The organism is Anaerolineae bacterium (assembly GCA_025062375.1).
Taxonomy (GTDB): Bacteria; Chloroflexota; Anaerolineae; order SpSt-600; family SpSt-600; genus SpSt-600.
Map to the genome: position 1 here is coordinate 1 of JANXAG010000037.1, position 19014 is coordinate 19014.

Sequence of the window (19014 nt, forward strand, 5' to 3'; positions counted from 1 at the left end):
AGCCCAAAGCCCACGAGGGCGGGAAAAATCGGGGGTCCAGGGGGCGGAGCCCCATGGCAGGGGGTCTGAGGGATGTGCCCCCAAAAACCTTATCGGAGGATTAGTCATGAAAGTAAAAACCTTTGTAATAGCCATTTTGGCCCTACTAATAAGCTGTGCCACCCCTGCCCCATCACCTCTACCAACAACTCCAAGCCCTTCCCCCGAAAAACATCCCCTCTATCTGGCCATAATATGGCACCAGCACCAGCCCCTTTACTATAAAGACCCCGAAACAGGCCTCTACACCCGTCCTTGGGTCAGAGTCCACGCCACAAAAGACTATTACGATATGGCTGCCATCCTGGAACAATATCCAAAAGTGAAAGTCACTTTCAACCTCACCCCGAGCCTTATCCGTCAGCTGGACGATTTCGCTGGCGGTGCCAAGGATATTTACTGGGCTCTGGCGGAAAAACCTGCCCAGGAATTGACTGAAGAAGAGAAAAGATTTATCCTCCAGCGCTTCTTTGACGCCAACTGGGAGCGTGTCATACCTCGTTTCCCCCGCTATAAAGAACTTCTGGATAAGCGAGGTCATTCTGCTGATAAAGCCGCGATCGACAGAGCCCTCACCACCTTTACCGTCCAGGATCTCCGTGACCTTCAGATCCTCTTCAACCTGGCCTGGTTTGACCCCGACTTCCTGGCCCAGGAACCTCTTAAGAGCCTGGTGGAGAAAGGGAGAGGCTTCAGTGAAGAAGATAAGAAGGTAATCTTTGAAAAAGCCAGGGAAGTGATAAGAGCTGTAATCCCCAAACACAAAGAACTTCAGGACAGAGGGCAAATTGAGGTCACAACTTCTCCCTATGCTCATCCCATCCTCCCCCTCCTATACGATGCTAACCTGGCTGCAGTAGGCAATCCCTCTTCCAGGCTACCTTTCCACTTTTCTTTTCCAGAAGATGCCTCCGCCCAGCTCAGAAAAGCCGTGGAAATCTACGAAAAGCACTTTGGGCGCAAACCAAGGGGCCTCTGGCCTTCTGAGGGGGCAGTAGCTTATGGGATTGTAGGCCTTGTAGCCGATGCGGGCTTCACATGGATGGCTTCGGGTGAAGACGTGCTGGCAGCGACTCTGGAACTGGGCTCTTTTGCCCGGGACAGCCAGGAAACGGTCAAAGATGCTGACACCCTTTACCGGCCTTATTACGTCCGATTCCGGGGTGGTAAACCTGTAGCGGTCCTCTTCCGAGACAGAGTCATATCCGATAAGATCGCTTTCGTTTATTCGGGGATGCCTGGCGAAGAAGCCGCCAAGGACTTCATCCAGAGGCTGAGGAACATCCGCCGGTGCCTTGAGGAAACCAGCGCAAAAGGCCCCCATCTGGTCAGCATAATCCTGGATGGTGAAAATGCGTGGGAATGGTATGAGAACGATGGCAAAGAATTTCTTCATGCCCTTTACCGAAACCTCTCAGAGACTGAAGACATAAAGACCATAACCCCTTCTGAATACATAAAGCTCTTCCCGGAGCAGCGGGAACTGATGCGTCTCTGGCCGGGCTGCTGGTTCAGCCCCGATTTTGACACCTGGATAGGGGAAGCCGAAGAAAACATAGCCTGGAATTACCTTTTCAAAGTGCGCAACTTCCTGGCCGAATATGATCTTCACCAGCGCCGCACTGCTCCTCCTGAGGCCATTGCCCGGGCTCAAGATTATATATACCTGGCCGAGGGTTCCGATTGGTTCTGGTGGTATGGCTCTGACCAGGATTCCGGCCAGGATGAATACTTTGACTACGCCTTTCGCTCCCTTCTGAAAGAAGTTTACAGAGCCCTTGGGGAGGTGCCTCCTCCTTTCCTGGACGCCCCTATAATTCCACCCAGGCCTGTAGCTCCTACCCGGAGTATGGAAAAAACCTTCACCCCCACCCTGGACGGACAAATCTCACTTGAGGAATGGGCTCAGGCTGGCTACTACCGGGAACCTGGACAAATTGTGGAGGAAGTCTACTACAGCTTTGACGGCCAAAACCTTTACTTAAGGTTAGAAAGCCTTTCCCCCTGGAGCGAACTGGGACCGGAAGCCCATCTGGGCGTCTACATCTCAAGCCCTTACGTCACCACGGCTAACCCCTTTTCCCGCCTGGGCTTCCAGAGAGAACCCCGCACTTATCTGGGATTCCGTGCAACCCACCTGGCTGAAATCGCTTTCGCTGCCGGGAAAGCTATCTCCTCCACCCTCACCCGTGCCGATGGCCTGAACAACTGGCTCGACCCTCAACCCATCAAAGCTGGTGTGGGAGAGAGCACACTGGAACTGGCTATACCATTGGCCTCCCTGGGGGAACTCAGCGCAGGCGATGCCTTGAACCTGAGAGTGGTGATCAGCAAAGGAGGGAAAGACACAGACCTTATCCCTTCCCTCGGTCCTCTGCGTATCATTGCCCCGGAGCTGCGGCCCATCACTTTTATCCTTGAAGTCCGGGACCCCGAGGGCGATGATCACGGTCCTGGCTCTTATCTCTATCCCCTGGACGCTGTATTCCAACCGAAGGTCTTTGACCTTAAAAGCTTTGCCGTGGGTGAAGACGAAGAAGATCTGGTTTTTGCCTTCACATTTTATGGGCCTGTACCTAACCCCTGGAACTCGCCCATAAACCTCTCCCTCCAGACCCTGGATATATACATTGACGTTGACCCTGGAGCCGGTACCGGACGGCGCCTTCTTCTCCCGGGGCGCAATGCCTCCCTGGCAAAAGGCTATGGATGGGAATATGCCATCTGGGTGGAAGGATGGCTTCAGCAGATATGGACCGCAGACCCTTCGGGGGAGATCAAACAGCTCAAAGCCCCTGTTAAAACCATAGTCAACCCCGACAGGCAAAGTGTCACTGTGCGTGTTCCGAAGGAGGTCTTCGGCAGGGATGTAAACCTCCGCCGCTGGGCCTACGTGGCAGCCGTATTGAGCCAGGAAGGCTATCCATCTCCGGGGGTCTGGCGGGTAAGAGACGTGGAGAAGGAGCCGAAGCAGTGGCGCATGGGTGGTGCCCCTAACGACACAAATCACACCCGCATCGTTGACTTAGCCTGGCCGGAGGGAACTTCTCCTTCCCAGGAGGAAATCTTGAGCAAATACCCGCCTTCCAGAGAGCCGAACATGGACAAACTGGGGCCGGACGACTTCTGCCAGATCCCACCGATGAAACCACCTGAATAGCCATTTGCTGCCATCTGTAAACCGCCTGTGAGCTATGCATGGCTCGTTTGACAAATCAGAAGTTTGTGTTTACAATAATGACCGAAAACCCCCCTCAAGGAGGAGGCCTATGAATAAGAGACTATACATCCTGTTTGCCCTGCTCACGATCTTAGCCCTGATCGTAGCGGGGTGCAAGCCGACCCCTACCCCTAAGCCCAAGATTAAGATAGCCGTTGTTTCCGACATCGGCGGCAGGGGTGACCTGAGCTTCAACGACATGGCTTTTAAGGGTGGGGACGAGGCTGAAAGAGACTTCGGCGTAGAAATGGTTGAACTCGTAAGCAAAGTGGAAGCTGACTATGTCCCCAACCTGACCACTGCCGCCAAGGACCCCGACGTCAAACTCATAGTGGGAGTTGGTTTCCTCTTGAGCGATGCCCTGGCTGAAGTAGCCCAGAAGTATCCCGATAAGAACTTCGTAGGTATTGATACCTACGCCCAGTCCATCATTAAGGAGAAAGCCCCCGATAAGTATCCTCTGCCCAACCTCATGGACATCGTTTACGAGGAGCACAAAGGCAGCGCTATAGTGGGAGCCCTAGGTGCTCTCCTGGCGGCCGCCTACGACAAGCCTCACATTGGTGCTGTCCTGGGAATTGAGATCCCGGTCCTCTGGAAGTTTGAAATCGGCTACAAGTGGGGTGCCCGCTGGGCCACCGAATGGCTCAAGAAGAATGTGCCTAACGAGGCCTTTGATTACACCAAGGACTTCGTCCTCTGGACCTATACCGGGACTTTCAGCGATATTACCAAGGGCTACGAAGCCGCTAAGGCCATGTATGCTAAAGACGCCGTGGCCGTATACAACATCGCTGGCCCTCTGGGACTGGGCATCAATCAGGCCGTGTCCGAAATTGCTGAAGCTCAAAAGCTGGAGTTTGGCCCGCCCTTCTGGATTGGCGTAGACGCTAACCAGGACTGGATCAACCCCGGCTTCGTCATCGCCAGCATGATGAAGAGAGTTGATAAAGGTGTATACTACGCCACGAAGCTGGTGGTGGACGGCAAATTTAGGGACATTGTCAAGGAAAACAAGGGCGTCCTGGTTCTGGGTGTCGGGACCAAAGTGGCCGGCGAGCTTATGGAAGGCATCTCCGTGAGCACCCTGGCCGACCTTGACGAGTTCATCCAGATGGGTATCAATGCCGAAAAGCTCACCGGCAAGAAAGTCCTCCCCATGGAGCCCGACAAAATCCGCGAGAAGGTCAAGAAGATGAGAGACGCTCAGCCCGAGTGGGTGTGGCGCGCCATCAAAGAACTTGAGGAGCAGATCCGCACCGGAGCCGTTGAAGTTCCGGCCGTCACCACCGACGAGCTAATCAAGAAGTGGCGCGACGAGCTCGGGTAAAAGGGAAGGGGGAGGGGGCTACTCCCCCTCCCCTTTCTTTTGCTCACTTTGGCTAAGCATAGAGAAGAGGCAAGCGATAGCTTGCTTTTATTTTTAGGCTAATCAAGCGGCAAGGGCGCCCTCATGGTTCCTTAGCTGGTCCTTTGCGGGTGATCCACTTAAGGAGGAAATCAGGGCATGAGCTCCAAACTTCTGGTTGAAATGAAATCAATCCACAAAGTCTATCCAGATGGCACTGTAGCTCTGAAAGGGGTTGACTTTGAGGTCAGTGGCGGAGAGATAATCGGCCTTCTGGGCGAGAACGGGGCCGGAAAAACCACTTTAATGAAAATCCTTTCGGGCCTCCTTCCCCCAACCTCCGGCGAAATTTACTATAACGGGAAAAAGGTTCACTTCCGCAATCCTTCCGACGCCCTCAAACTGGGGATAGGCATGGTCCACCAGTATTTTGCTCTGGTCCCGCCTTTTACCCCACTGGAGAACATCCTCCTGGGTCAGGAAAAAACGGGCCGGCTATCTCCCCTGGATCTCAAAGGAGCAAGAGATAAAATTAAAGCCCTTATGGACGAAACAGGCCTTCATGTCCCTCTTGACACCCCTGTGGAAATGTTATCGGCTGGCGTTCAGCAGAGGGTGGAAATCCTCAAAGTCCTCTACCGCGGGACCGACGTTTTAATCCTGGATGAACCCACTTCTTATCTCACCCCACTGGAAGTTGAGGAACTCTTCAAAGTAATGCGCAAACTTAAAGCCCAGGGTAAAGCTATCGTTTTTATCACCCACAAATTGCGGGAAGTGATGGAAATAAGCGACCGGATTCAGGTGCTAAGGAATGGGGTGGTGACCGGAAAATTGCCTACTTCTGAGGCCACTTTTGAAAAATTAGCCATCATGATGGTGGGGAGGGAAGTCATCCCTCAAGCAGTTCGCTCCCAGGCCGAACCAGGAGAGCCCATCCTCAGGGTCAATGACCTTCATGTTATGAGCGATTTTGGCACCATGGCAGTGAAAGGAATCTCCTTTGAAGTTAGAGCGGGGGAGATTTTCGGGATAGCGGGGGTTGAAGGGAATGGCCAGAGCGAACTGATCCAGGCTATAACTGGTCTAAGGCGACCTGTCAAGGGGGAAATATGGATAAAGGACCACCACGTGACAGCCTTCGGGCCTCGCAAGCTTTATAGCCTGGGCCTTTCCCACATCCCGGAGGATAAAAGCAAGTTTGGCCTGGCAATGAACTTTGACCTGGCTGAAAACAGCATTCTGAGCAGACAGTGGGAATCACAATTCGCAGGAGCGCTCGGAAGATTGAACTGGGACAAAATCCTGAAATTTGCCCAGTATCTGGTCAAATCCTTCAATGTAGTTACTCCCGGCCTCAGGACTCCGGTGAAGAGCCTGAGCGGAGGAAATCAGCAGAGGCTCCTGGTGGGCAGGGAGCTCTCTAAAGAGCCGTCCCTCGTGGTTGCTGCGCACCCCACCCGGGGTCTGGATATAGCCTCTACGGTGTATATAAGAGAGCTTCTGATCAAGATGCGCGATGCTGGGAAGGCAGTGCTTTTAGTCTCCGCAGACCTGGATGAGATTCTTGAGCTCAGTGACAGGATTGCTGTAATGTATGAGGGCGAGTTTCTCGGTGAGGGGAGGATTGGGGAGTTTGCCCGGGAAGAGATAGGGATGATGATGGGTGGCGTGAGGCTTAAAACTGAAGCCGGAGGTAAACGATGAGGCTGCTTCGTGGACTTCGTCCCATCTTTGAGTCTCTGCTGGCTATAATCGTCGGGCTCATCGTGGGTTCAATCCTCATGATGGTTTTCGGGTATCACCCGCTGAGAGCTTATGCAGCCCTTTTTCGGGGGACTTTCGGTTCCCCCGTGGATGTTCTGGAAACCCTAGCTTTTGCCGTCCCTATCATGCTTACAGCCATAACCTTCGCTTTGGGGGTCCGCTCAGGCCTTTTCAACATAGGAGCCGAGGGGCAAATGTATCTTGGGGCCATCGGAGCGGTGGCTGTAGCGGGACTTATACAACTTCCACCAGTAATACACGTTCTGGCTGCAACCCTGGCCGGTATGGTAGCAGGAGCTCTCTGGTCCCTCATCCCCGCCATTTTAAAGATCTGGCGTGGGGTCCACGAGGTAATTTCCACCATAATGTTCAACTGGATAGCTTATCATTTCTCCATCTATCTGGCCATTTACTATCTTGCCCAGCCTGGCAGAGCGGAACGAACAGTCCCCGCTCTTCCCACGGCCAGATACCCCGTTATAGTAGAAGGAGCAACCCTTACGCTTGTATTTGTGGTAGCTTTAGCCTTTTGCTTTTTTATTTATTTTTACCTCTGGGGGACAAGATCTGGCTATGAGTTGAGGCTTGTAGGTGAGAACCCTCACGCTGCTCGTTACGCTGGGGTTTCGGCTAGGAAAGTGCTTTTTATAAGTTTCCTTCTTGGGGGAATGGCCGCTGGGCTGGCAGGAGCAAGCCAGATCATCGGCCGGCCCCCCGCCTGGTCTCTTTATGCCACGCTGGGAAATGTTATATCCCTTGGGTTTGACGGCATAGGAGTAGCCCTCATAGGCCGCAACCATCCCTTAGGGGGAATCCTGGCGGCTATCCTCTACGGCACCCTTCAGCACGGAGGCCGCTACATGGAGTATCACGCTGGCGTGGATTCAGAGATGGTCAGGGCCATAAACGGCATTATAATAGTGGCCCTTTCTATTCCCGAACTCTGGGCTATTATAAGGAGGAGACTCAAGCGATGAACCAGCAGAGGATCTTCTGGATTTTGGCCGCAGTAATAATAAGTGCACTTGTTTTCTATGGCATAGAGATAGCAGGCCTTATGCCTCTCTCCATTCTGGAAGCCACCTTCCTGGCTATGACTCCGCTGGTCTTAGCGGCTGTTGGGGAATGTATAAACCAGAAAGCCGGGGTCATCAATATCGGTTTGGAAGGAATTCTGCTTTTAACCTCGGTCCTCGGAGTCTATGGAGCTGAGCTGTTCGGGAATGGATGGGGTGGATTGTTTTTTGGAATGATAGTAGGTGCTCTGATCGGCCTTTTTCTTGGCCTTATAAGTGTATATGCCAGGGCAGCCCAGGTAATAGCTGGTATAGGTATCAACGTCTTCGCCATCGGGTTTGTCCCTTTCCTGTTGAGATCCATCTGGGGCTTCCCGGGTATTCACCTTTTCCCCCGCGCCCTTATGGTCCAGCCCCTTTACACCCCAATAGGTAGGATAAATCCCGTGACCATCATAGCCATAGCTTTAGCCATCCTGGGGCACCTCTTCCTTCACCGAACTGTCCTGGGCTTCCGGATAAAGGCCTGTGGGGAAAGACCGGAGGCGGCGGACGTAGCGGGGATAAGGATTGACCTCATAAGGCTGTTCACTGCTACCCTTGGAGGAGCCCTCTGCGGACTGGGTGGAGCTTTCATGCCCCTGGGCTGGTTCGGTGGGGTGGTGAAGGAAATATCTGCTGGGCGCGGGTTCATAGCTCTGGCCTGTGTGGTCTTTTCAGGGCTTGAGCCCCTTCTGGCTTTGGCAGCAGCCTTCATCTTCGGTTTCGCCGAAGGGTTCGCCTACGCTGTAGCCATTACCCCTGGCGTCAAAGAGATCATACCCTTCTACTTCGTGCACATGATCCCCTACATAACCACCTTGTTGGTTGTGACCATAGCCATAGGGCAGAGGAGATTTCCGGCAGCTTCCGGTTTGCCTTACAGGCGGGAATAGTTATGGGCACAATCCTTGGACTTATAGGCTCAGCAAGGCCCTGGGGAAACTCTGAGGTCCTTATAAGGGAAGCGCTGGTTGCCGCCCGGGAAGAGGGTGCTTCGGTAAAGGCCCTGAGGATAAGCGACCTTCACATCGAACCCTGCACGGGCTGCATGCGGTGTGCTTTCCGCAGCGAGGAGTGCCCTATAAAGGACGATATGAATTTCTTCCTGGAAACAGCGCTTCAGGCTGATGGTCTCATCTTAGCTGCACCGACGTATTTCCTGAACGTTCCTGGCCCTTTGAAAAACGTGTTTGATCGTTTCCTCATGCTCTCTCCTCGCTGGGATACCCGGAAAGATGAAGACTTAAAGCCCGGAGGGGTTATTATGATAGCGGGCCTTTCTCCCTGGAAAGGTGTAACCAGACCATTCCTCAATGCTTTTCTCTATACTTTGGGCTTTGTGCCGATTGAAAGCATTGTGGCGTTTTTCCCTGGTCCGGGAGAAAGCCTTCTGGACGATGAAATTGTGAGCAAAGTCAGGGAGCTGGGCCGCCGGGTGGTGAGAGGAGAGAAAAGGTCTTTTCTGCCTCGGGGAAACTATTGTCCTGTTTGCGATTCTGATTTCTTCCGTTTGGAGGGGAATGAAGCTGAGTGCCCTGTTTGCGGGACAAAAGCCCTCGTCCTGCTGGAAAATGGGGGCATAAAATTGGATTTTTCCCGGGGTATATCGGACCGCTGGACCTCGGAGGGGCTTCGGAAACACCTGAACGAGTGGATAAGGGAGACAGGGGTCAGGTTCATGGCTGTCAGGCAACAAATCAAAGAGCGCCGCCGGTCTTTAGAAGCGGAAGAACTTGAGTGGGTGAAACCTCCAGAGAGGGGTTAAAGCAATGGCTGGGACGAAAAGGGGGCTGGGAAAGGGGCTTGAAGCTCTCATCCCTTCCCTAGGCCTGGAGGAAAGTGGAGCCATTAAAGAAATTTCAGTGGATGAAATTATACCCAATCCCTACCAGCCGAGGCGCCATCTTGATCAGGAGGCGTTGGAGGAACTGGCTCAATCCATAAGGGAGCATGGCCTCATCCAGCCCCTTATTGTTACCAGGGATGAAGAAAGCGGGAAATATCAACTTATAGCTGGGGAAAGGCGCTGGCGGGCGGCCAGGATGGCGGGATTCAGCACAGTTCCTGTCATTGTAAAAGAGGTGAGCCCCAGGGAGATGCTGGAACTAGCCCTGGTGGAAAACATTCAGCGGGCTGACCTCAATCCGTTGGAGGAAGCTGAAGCCTATAGATTCCTGATAGAGGAATTCGGTTTAACTCAGGAGGAAGTGGCAAAGAGGGTGGGCAAGAGCCGGGTGGCTGTGGCCAATACTGTGAGGCTTCTTCGGCTCCCGTCCGAAGTGAAAAAAGCTCTGGCTGAAGGACTTATATCTGAAGGCCATGCCAGGGCTCTCCTTGCCCTTTCCTCCTCAGAACTTCAAATCAGAGCCCTGGAGAAAATCTTAAAACGTGGTCTCAACGTTCGCCAGACGGAAGAACTGGTGCGGAAACTTCAAGAACCAGGCAGGTCTCTCCGGAGGGAAACCCTGCCTGAAATTAAAGAACTGGAGGAAAAACTCCGAGAAAGTCTGGGCACGAAAGTTCAACTTATCAAAGGGCGGAAGGGCGGCAGGCTTGTAATCTTCTTCTATTCGGACGAAGACCTCCGATTCATTTGCGAGCGCCTCATGGGCAACGACCTGGGGAGAAACGATTCCCCTTATGCGGGGATTGGAAAATTTTAGGAGGTAGGTGGAAGCCATGCATGCCATTGAGGAGCAGATAGTCCTTTTTCTTCAGCAACTATTCCAGACAATAGGCTGGACTGGCGTGGTCATAGCTATGGCCATAGAAAGCGCTTGTATCCCTCTGCCCAGCGAAATAGTGATGCCCCTTGCGGGCTGGATGCTGGTGCAGGCCCAGGGCTATTCGCCCTGGCACACCGCCTGGGCGGGCTTTTTCGGAGCTTTGGGTTGCACCATCGGCTCAGTCCTGACCTACTGGTTCGGAGCTAAAGGCGGTAGACCTATTCTCCTGCGCTACGGAAAATACATCCTCATCTCCAAACACGATATCTATATGGCTGATAGATGGTTTGAGAGGTATGGTGAATCCACGGCCTTCTTTTCCAGGCTTATGCCCATTGTCCGCACCTTTATTTCCCTCCCAGCTGGTGTGGCCAGAATGAATTTCCCCCGCTTCGTGGTTCTAACGTTCGTCGGCTCTTTCCTATGGTGCTGGGGTCTGGCCTATGCCGGCTACGTCTTCGGGGAGCACTGGAGGGAAGTGAGAGAGATAATGCGCCCCTTTGACATCCCCATCGCTATTGCTCTGCTGGCTCTGGCAGCCTGGTATATTTACCGGCATGTAAAGCGCTTTAACGAGCTGGAAAAGGAATAAATGCCAGCGTTGATCCTCCTCCTGGCGCTGGCAGCCCACCTTGTCCCTGGCCCCAGGACTATTGAGGATGCTTACATAACCTACCGCTATTCCCGTCATCTCCTCCTGGGCCTGGGTCCCGTCTTCAACCCCGGCGAAAGGGTCCTGGGGATCACTACCCCTTTTTACATGTTGATCCTAAGCGCCGTAGCTTTGCCTTTCGGCGGACCGCAAGCGCCTTTCCCCACGCTGGCGTGGCTTTTCAATGCCTTTGCGGGCGTTCTGGCCTGCGCTTTCATCATCCGCCTGGGCCGAAAGTTGAAGGCTGAGGGCGTGGGTTCCCTGGCGGCAACCCTGTGGGCTATTTCTCCCTGGAACGTCACCTTCAGTATAGGAGGAATGGAAACGAGCCTTTACGTCCTCTTCCTTTTGGCTTCCTTCACCTTTTATTTGGAAAAGCGCCTTATGCTAACTTCGCTGGCAGGGGCTCTTGCCTTGCTGACCAGGCCCGATGCCCTCATCTTTCTCATCCCTTTATTCTCCCACGGCCTTTACAGTTTGTTTAAAACCAGAGAAAAAGCTGGCGCCTGGCTCAGAGCCTTTGCCCTCTTTTTTCTCCTCATCCTGCCCTGGATCATCTTTGCCTTTTACTATTACGGCTCCGTAATCCCGCACTCCATTAAGGCCAAAAGGCTAATTTACTACATTCCCCGCGAGGCCGCTCTGGTCCGCCTGGTCCAGCATTACTCTACCCCTTTTATGGAACATCTTATCTTCGGCATTAACTGGATTGGCTTTGGGGCTTTTTTCTACACTTTCCTGTCTTTCCTGGGCATAAGCAGAACTGTTCGTTCTTTCCCCAGGGCTCTTCCCGGTCTTGTATATCCCTGGCTTTACTTTGCCGCTTTAGCCTTTTTTAACCCGTTTATTTTTCGTTGGTATCTCTCTCCTCCGCTGCCCTTTTACATCCTCTCCATCCTTCTTGGCGCCAGAGCTTTGCTTTCGGACCTTAAAGGGAAAATTTTCAAGCGAGAGGCGAAGCCGCTGCTGGTAATTGCCCTTTTGCCGGTATTGACCACTTTGCGCGAATGGACCCTCTATCCAGATCATGGGCCGAATAGGCCTGCCCCGGCCATGGCTTTCATAGGCGGAGAACTGCTTTACATGGAAGTAGCAAAGCGCGTTAAGCCTCTGCTCAAACCTTCAGCCCTTTTGGCCGCTGGCGATGTAGGAACCCTGGGCTATTTTACGGAAGCCCGCATTCTGGACCTTGCAGGCCTAAATTCACCTCAGACCCTTAATTATTACCCTTTGCCTCCATCCATGTATGCTATAAGCTATGCTGTTCCTCCTGATCTTGTCCTGGATTTTTGTCCTGACGTGGTGGTCATCTTTGAAGCTTATGGCCGTTACAGCCTCCTGAAGGACGAAAGGTTCTGGGAAGCTTACCAACTCTTAGAAAAACTGCCCTCAGACCTTTTCGGAGGAGATGGGCTTTTGGTTTTTGTTGAAAGAAACTGCTGCCCTGTTGCGCCGGCTTTTTGACAAGAAGGGATTTCCAGATTACAATGCAATTTGTAAGAATTTCTGGAGGGGAGGCAGATGAGTGTGGAGAAGATTCGGAACGTGGCTCTTATAGCCCACGGTGGAGCAGGGAAAACTTCCCTTTCCGAAGCCCTCCTTTACGATAGCGGAGCGATAAAGAGGCTCGGGAAAGTGGACGAAGGCAACACTGTTTCCGACTACGACCCGGAGGAGATAAGGCGGAAAATGTCCGTAAACACCTCCATTCTTCCCTGCGAGTGGAGGGGGTACAAGATAAATATCCTGGACACTCCTGGATACATGGACTTCGTGGGGGAGGTGCTTGGGGCTCTGAGAGTATGTGAAGGAGCAGTAGTGGTGGTGGATGCGTCCGCCGGAGTAGAAGTAGGAACTGAGATGGTCTGGACTTATGCTGATGAACGCCAGTTGCCTCGCTTTGTTTTCGTTAACAAAATGGATCGGGAAAATGCTGATTTCTTGCGGGTTGTGAATGAAGTTGCCGAAAAATTTGGCGTGAACGTTATCCCAATCCAACTTCCTCTGGGCAGCGAAGCCTCTTTCTCCGGCATTGTAGATCTTGTAAGAATGAAAGCTTACGCAGGCTCAGAAGCCAGAGAAATGGAAATCCCCTCTCAGTTCAGAGAACTGGCCGAGGAATACCGCACCAGGCTCATGGAGGCGGCCGCTGAAAACGATGATGAACTCATAGTTAAATATCTGGAAGGCGAACCCCTCACTGAAGAGGAAATAAAGAGAGGTCTTGCTCTTGGAGTTAAAAGCCGCAAGTTTGTGCTGGCCCTGTGCGGTGCGGCCACTCTGGATATAGGCGGGAGAGCCCTTCTGGATGCTATTGTGGATTACTTCCCCTCGCCAGCGGAGGTGGAAGTGCAGACAGAAAGCGGCGAAACCTTAAAGGCGGATGAAAACGGACCCTTGGCTGTTCTCGTCTTCAAAACTTTCGCCGACCCCTACGTTGGTAAGCTTTCTTACTTCAAGGTTTATTCGGGAGTAATGAGTTCCGATTCCAGGGTCTTTAACGCCCGCGCTGGTGAAGAAGAGCGCATAGGGCAGCTTTTCTTCCTGAGGGGAAAGGAGCAGACCCCTGTCAAGCAGGTGGGGCCTGGAGACATAGGAGCTGTGGCCAAGTTATCCGTAACTGTCACCGGCGATACCCTTTGCGATAAAGGCCATTTGATCGTCTTGCCCGGCATAAAATATCCCGAACCCCTTTTCTCGGTGGCTGTGGCTCCCAAAACCAAAGCCGACCTGGACAAGCTCAGCAACGTCCTCAACCGCCTGGTGGAGGAAGACCCAACCCTCCAGGTGAAGCGGGAGTTCTCTACCGGCGAGACCATCCTCTCAGGTATGGGCGAATCCCATGTGGATATTGCTATCCGCAAGCTCCAGGATAAATTCGGGGTGGGGGTTGTCACTTCCCTTCCCAAAGTCCCTTATCGGGAAACCATAACCAGAGTGGCGAGAGCTCAGGGTAAATACAAAAAGCAGACCGGTGGCCGTGGGCAGTACGGAGATGTCTGGCTTAGGCTTGAGCCTCTTCCCAGGGGAGCAGGCTTTGAGTTCGCTGAGGAAATTTTCGGTGGAGCAGTGCCCAAACAATACATTCCGGCCGTGGAAAAGGGGTTGAAAGAGGCTATCCAGAGCGGAGTTCTAGCGGGCTTCCCGGTAGTGGACATAAAGGCAGTCCTCTACGACGGCTCCTACCACCCGGTGGACTCCTCCGAGCTTGCCTTCAAGATAGCCACTCATCTTGGGTTTAAGAAGGCGATGGAGCAGGCTGGCCCCATTCTCCTTGAGCCCATCATGAACGTCACTATAACCGTTCCAGAGCAGTTTACAGGCGACGTTTTGGGCAACCTCAACACCAAACGGGCCAGAGTCATGGGCATGGACCAGAAAAAGGGCACAGCCATAATCAGAGCACAAGTCCCTCTGGCGGAAATGCAGCGCTACGCCACCGAACTGCGCTCCCTTACCCAGGGCCGGGGCGTTTTCTCCATGGAATTCTCCCACTATGAAGAAGTCCCCTCTCACATTGCCCAGACCATAATTGAGCAGGCTCGCAAGGAGAAGGAGGCTCAGCAAGAGAAAAAGTAAACGAGTTTTGGGATATAGACCTCAAAACTCCTCCGAAGATCGCCTGCCCAGGCGAAAAGGGGGGATATTTTTACGGGATCGCCAGCCTGAAATGGTTAAAAGCTCAGAGGAGGGAAAAATGGATTTAAAATCTCAGCTGGAGAGGCATTTGAGAGGGCTGGAAAAGCTTGCTTTAAGCATTCCGGGCTTCAAGGGTTACAAAGAAAAGGAAATCCGCCGTGAGGCAGACCGACTTCTCCGTCAGCATGTAGCATCTGTCTTGGAAGAAGCCCGCGGACTGCTTCAGGAAACCCAGATAATGGTCATGCAAAGGGGCAAAATCGGCCTTTTGGATGATCTGGAAAGGGCCGTCATGAAGCTCCAGAACACCGCTGACCGGCTCCGGACCGCTTCCTACGGATACAGTGGTTTCTTTGACGCCGTTAAGATACGGGAGGAAGAGCTGGATGCCCTGTATGATTTTGACCTTTCCCTCCTGGGAAAGGCGGAGGCTTTAGTGGCTGCTGCCAAGGGGCTGAAGGAGGCCGCTGGTGGAGGGGAAGAGCTCCTTCCTCTCATAAATCAAATAATTTCCGAAGCCGATGCCCTAATGGATACCTTCCTCAGGCGCCAGGAGGCAGTGATAAATTTCAAAGGAGAGGGTTAACCGTGCCCGTAATAGAGCGAACTTTCTGGGTCAAAGCTCCTATAGAAAAAGTTTTTGCCCTCTTAGCCGATCACTCCAAAGACCCGGCTTGGCTCCCGGGTTTGGAGGAAAGCCGTAACTTTCAGGGCCAGGGGGTCGGGGCTACGTGGGAGTGGACCTACCGGATGGCAGGTATAACTTTCCACGGGACCGGGCATGTAGTGGAGCATGAGCCGCCATATCGCCACGTGGTGGAAACAAAAGGAGGAGCTATCAGCACCTGGGCCTGGACTCTGGAGCCGGAAGGGGAGGGAACAAAAGTTCACCTCCGGCTGGAGTATTCGGTACCGGTGGTTGTCCTGGGCAAGGTAGCAGAAAAGATCCTCTTAGCTCAGAACGAAAAAGCTGCCGATGAAGGGGCGGCAAATTTAAAGCGCATGCTGGAGGAATGATATGTTCAGGAGAAAAGCTTTGCTGATAACCATAGTAGCTTTGAGCGCCGTCATGCTGGCATGTCTTCCCCTTAGGCCAGCCAAGCCGGAGGTGGTGAGCGTTAACATGGCAAAAGAGCTTACTCGGGACTATAAGCCGGTAAAGGAAACGACCGAATTTCTTCCCACCGAGCCCTTCAATTGCTCAGTCAGGGTCTCAAACCTCCCCAAGGGTGCCGAGGTAAAGGCTGTCTGGTTTTACGGCGAAGAGCTTATAGAGGAAACCTCTTACACTACCGACAAAGCTGGTTCTGGCTACATAGGTTTCACCCTTGAGCCCGAAAACTACTGGCCCATAGGCAAATACAGGGTGAAAATCTACCTTGAGGACCAGTATGTCCAAGAAGTTGGTTTCTCTGTGGTTCCGCCTGCGGATGCAATCCCTTCGCGGGTAAAGAAAGTGGTGATGGCCAAAGAGGTGGACGAAAATCAAAAGCCAGTAAAAATTGCTAAAACATTTTACCCTTACGAAACTGTTTACTGTTCTGTGAATGTTGATCTGGGAGTTTATTCCCGCCTGGAAGCCAGATGGTATCACGAGGGCGAGCTTCAGGAGGATTGGACCACTACCATTGTGGCTGAAGAGAATGTTCTTAATACCTACGTAAGCTTCTACCTTGAGCCGGACCCTGCTCTGCCCGAAGGCGAATACAAAGTGGAACTTTACCTGGACGGAAACCTTGCCCGCACGGCCACTTTCTCCGTGGTTGAAGAGGCTGTGGTCCCTGCCGGAATGAAGCTCTATTCCAGCGAGTCTCTTGGCTTTTCCATCCTATATCCTTCGGATTGGGATGTCCTGGAAGAAGCCGACCATGTCTCTTTCCAGCCCACAGCCGAGGTGGTCTTAAGTGTAGGGGTGCTGGAAGATGCTGAAGATACGCCCCAGAAAATTGCGGAAGTGATCGTTGATTCTCTCAAGGCCGACTACTCTGACCTGGAGGTCTCTTATTCCGGTCCCTTTTCAATTTCGGGAATAGAATGGTGGGAGGTGGATTTGAGCTTTGTGGAAGAGGGTCGGGAAAAGTCTTCCATCTTGCTGGTAACTGTCCAGGGCGACAGAGCTTACTTAATAGTAACTCTCGCTCCGGCGGAAGAGGAAGAGCAGTGGCTTGGCTATTTTGTGGATATGGTGGCAAGCTTCAAGATAAAGTAAAGGAGGGTGAGGTATGGCCAGAATTTTTGATATAATCCAGATGCCTGATATGGGAGAGAGGGAAATTGTCAAGCGTTTTCCTCCCACGGGCTCCGGTGATTTCATGATCGGTTCCCAGCTCATAGTCCGGGAGTTCCAGACGGCTGTTTTCTTCAGGGATGGCAAAGCCCTTGATGTGTTCGGGCCCGGGCGCCACACCATCACCACTGCCAATATCCCGCTGCTTGTGAGCCTCATAGGCTTGGCTTTCCGGGGTGAGACCCCCTTCAAGGCCGAGGTCTACTTTGTCAATATGCGGGAGTTTGTGGACATGAAGTGGGGGACTCCGGAGCCGATTGCCATGCGGGATGCTGAGCTGGGCATAGTCAGACTGAGAGCTTTTGGAACTTATTCCATGCAGGTGTCCGATCCTCAACTGTTTGTGAACAAAGTTGTGGGAGCTCAGGGGCTCTACGAAACCTCTCAGATTGAAGGCTTCCTCCGGAGCATGGTGGTATCCAAGTTTGCCGATTTCCTGGGCGAAGCCGGGAGATCCCTATTTGACCTGCCTTCCCTTTATGATGAGATAAGTGCGGCTACCAAAAGCAAGCTCCAGGACGACTTTGCTTCGCTGGGTTTGAACCTGAAAACTTTCTATGTCTTTTCCATAACGCCTACTGAGGAAACTGCCAGAGCCATTGATGAACGAGCGGCTATGGGGGCTATCGGTGATATGCAGAAGTACCTTCAGTTCAAGGCTGCCCGTGCCATGGGGGATCTGGCGGCGAGAGAGGATGCCGGGGCTGGTGCTGCAGAACTTGGGCTTGGCCTTGGGGCTGGAGCTGGAATGGGAGCGATGATGGCGGGGATGATCTCCCAGGCAATGCAGGCTGCTAAGGCTGCGGCTCCCACCAAAACCTGTCCCAGCTGTGGCTCTCAAATCCCGGCTGATGCCAAATTCTGCCCCAACTGCGGGGCCAAACAGGAAGCCGGAAGATTTTGCTCTCAATGCGGTTCCCCGCTTCCTCCGGGGGCTAAGTTCTGCCCGAACTGTGGAGCGAAAGTGAGCTAAAACCTGAGGAGGAAAATGCGCCCCGACGGACGCTCACCTGACAAGATTCGGCCGGTGCGCATAGTTCCTCGTTTTATAAAGTATCATCCGGGTTCGGTCCTTATAGAACTTGGGGACACGGTAGTGTTATGTGTGGCTACGGTGGAAAAAGCCCTCCCTGGCTGGCTTGTGGGTAAAGGGGAGGGCTGGATCACTGCAGAGTATTCACTGCTTCCTGGCTCTACGGCCGAGCGCACTCCCCGGGAGACAAGTGGCCTCAGTGGCCGAACTCAGGAGATACGCCGCTTCATAGGTCGCAGCCTGAGGGCTGCCTTTGACCTGGACAAATTTGGGGGTCATACTATAACTGTAGACTGCGATGTCCTCCAGGCTGATGGGGGAACACGCACTGCGGCGGTGACGGGAGGATTTGTAGCGGTGGTTCTGGCCCTTCGGGAGCTCGGTCAGAAGGGGTTAATCCCTCCCCGGGGGGTTGTGAAAACTCAGGTGGCGGCCATAAGCGTGGGGGTGGTGAATGGGCAGCCTGTTGTGGACCTCACCTATGAGGAGGATTCCGTGGCTGAAGTTGACATGAACGTGGTTATGACCTCCAGGGGGGAGCTGGTGGAAATCCAGGGCACTGCCGAGGGCAAACCTTTCTCCCGGGAAACCCTCCAGATGATGCTGGATATGGCTTGGGCGGGGCTTCAGGAGCTCTTTCAAGCTCAGAGGGAGGCTTTAAAATGAGGCTTTCCCACCTGGATGAAGAAGGTCAGGCTCGCATGGTGGATGTGGGCCACAAGCCTGACACCGAAAGGATAGCCGTAGCCAGGGGCGAAGTTCACATGGCGCCTGAAACCCTGCGGCTTATAAAAGAGGGCAATTTACCTAAAGGAGATGTATTCTCGGTGGCGAGGCTGGCGGGGATCATGGCTGCCAAGCGCACCCCTGAGCTTATCCCTCTGTGTCACCCCCTTTTCCTGAGCCATATAGACGTAGAGCTGGATATCAATGAAGAAAAAAGTTGCATTGAAATTACCGCCACCGTGCGTTCGGTAGGGAAGACAGGTGTCGAGATGGAAGCTCTAACAGCTGTAAGTGTAGCAGCTCTTGCTGTATACGATATGGCCAAGGGGGTGGAGAAAACCATTCGCATCCACAATATTCGCTTGGTGGAAAAGCGCGGTGGTAAAAGCGGAGACATAACCCTTGAATAAGGGTGTCACTGCCCGCGTTGGGGGTTGAAAGGGGCAGAAGTCCCTAGCTTAGAGGGGTTGGGAATCTCAAGAACCTTAAAAAGGGAGCAATCAACCACCCTTTGCACCC

The 19014-nt window shown here is 53.1% G+C and carries 16 protein-coding genes; all 16 read left to right on the plus strand.

What is annotated here, in order from left to right; translation table 11 throughout:
* Window positions 1-106 precede the first annotated feature (106 nt).
* Complete coding sequence (locus NZ653_08580) at window positions 107-3199, plus strand: glycoside hydrolase (protein MCS7287174.1); 3093 nt, start codon at window positions 107-109, stop codon at window positions 3197-3199.
* Window positions 3200-3308: 109 nt separating this feature from the next.
* The gene (locus NZ653_08585) at window positions 3309-4589 is read left to right on the plus strand and encodes a BMP family ABC transporter substrate-binding protein (protein MCS7287175.1); all 1281 of its coding nucleotides are present in this window, start codon (window positions 3309-3311) and stop codon (window positions 4587-4589) included.
* A gap of 177 nt (window positions 4590-4766) precedes the next feature.
* Complete coding sequence (locus NZ653_08590; protein MCS7287176.1) at window positions 4767-6314, plus strand: ABC transporter ATP-binding protein; 1548 nt, start codon at window positions 4767-4769, stop codon at window positions 6312-6314.
* On the plus strand, window positions 6311-7351 hold the full coding sequence (locus tag NZ653_08595; protein MCS7287177.1) for an ABC transporter permease: 1041 nt from the start codon (window positions 6311-6313) through the stop codon (window positions 7349-7351). The genes NZ653_08590 and NZ653_08595 overlap by 4 nt, the downstream gene beginning before the upstream one ends.
* Window positions 7348-8325 carry an ABC transporter permease gene (locus NZ653_08600; protein MCS7287178.1) on the plus strand — a complete coding sequence of 326 codons (978 nt, stop codon included), beginning with the start codon at window positions 7348-7350 and terminating at the stop codon, window positions 8323-8325. Before NZ653_08595 ends, NZ653_08600 begins: the two co-directional genes overlap by 4 nt.
* Before the next feature lie 2 nt (window positions 8326-8327).
* A complete protein-coding gene (locus tag NZ653_08605; protein MCS7287179.1) occupies window positions 8328-9197 on the plus strand; it encodes a flavodoxin family protein in 870 nt (289 codons plus the stop codon).
* Window positions 9198-9201: 4 nt separating this feature from the next.
* A complete protein-coding gene (locus NZ653_08610) occupies window positions 9202-10095 on the plus strand; it encodes a ParB/RepB/Spo0J family partition protein (GenBank protein MCS7287180.1) in 894 nt (297 codons plus the stop codon).
* 16 nt (window positions 10096-10111) lie between these two features.
* Window positions 10112-10750, plus strand: coding sequence for a DedA family protein (locus NZ653_08615; GenBank protein ID MCS7287181.1), 639 nt, complete (start codon window positions 10112-10114; stop codon window positions 10748-10750).
* On the plus strand, window positions 10751-12274 hold the full coding sequence (locus NZ653_08620; protein MCS7287182.1) for a hypothetical protein: 1524 nt from the start codon (window positions 10751-10753) through the stop codon (window positions 12272-12274). It abuts the gene before it with no gap.
* Between the two features lie 57 nt (window positions 12275-12331).
* A complete protein-coding gene (gene fusA / locus NZ653_08625) occupies window positions 12332-14389 on the plus strand; it encodes an elongation factor G (protein ID MCS7287183.1) in 2058 nt (685 codons plus the stop codon).
* Window positions 14390-14507: 118 nt separating this feature from the next.
* The gene (locus NZ653_08630) at window positions 14508-15035 is read left to right on the plus strand and encodes a hypothetical protein (protein MCS7287184.1); all 528 of its coding nucleotides are present in this window, start codon (window positions 14508-14510) and stop codon (window positions 15033-15035) included.
* Window positions 15036-15037: 2 nt separating this feature from the next.
* Window positions 15038-15466 (plus strand): SRPBCC family protein, encoded by a 429-nt coding sequence (locus tag NZ653_08635; GenBank protein ID MCS7287185.1) that lies wholly within the window; start codon window positions 15038-15040, stop codon window positions 15464-15466.
* A 1-nt stretch (window position 15467) separates the two neighbouring features.
* Window positions 15468-16658, plus strand: a complete 1191-nt coding sequence (locus NZ653_08640) for a hypothetical protein (protein MCS7287186.1) — start codon at window positions 15468-15470, stop codon at window positions 16656-16658.
* A gap of 13 nt (window positions 16659-16671) precedes the next feature.
* Window positions 16672-17709: an SPFH domain-containing protein gene (locus NZ653_08645; protein MCS7287187.1), complete on the plus strand. Its 1038-nt coding sequence runs from the start codon at window positions 16672-16674 to the stop codon at window positions 17707-17709.
* A gap of 15 nt (window positions 17710-17724) precedes the next feature.
* Window positions 17725-18435 carry a ribonuclease PH gene (gene rph / locus NZ653_08650; protein ID MCS7287188.1) on the plus strand — a complete coding sequence of 237 codons (711 nt, stop codon included), beginning with the start codon at window positions 17725-17727 and terminating at the stop codon, window positions 18433-18435.
* Window positions 18432-18905 (plus strand): cyclic pyranopterin monophosphate synthase MoaC, encoded by a 474-nt coding sequence (gene moaC / locus NZ653_08655; GenBank protein ID MCS7287189.1) that lies wholly within the window; start codon window positions 18432-18434, stop codon window positions 18903-18905. The genes rph and moaC overlap by 4 nt, the downstream gene beginning before the upstream one ends.
* Window positions 18906-19014 lie beyond the last annotated feature (109 nt).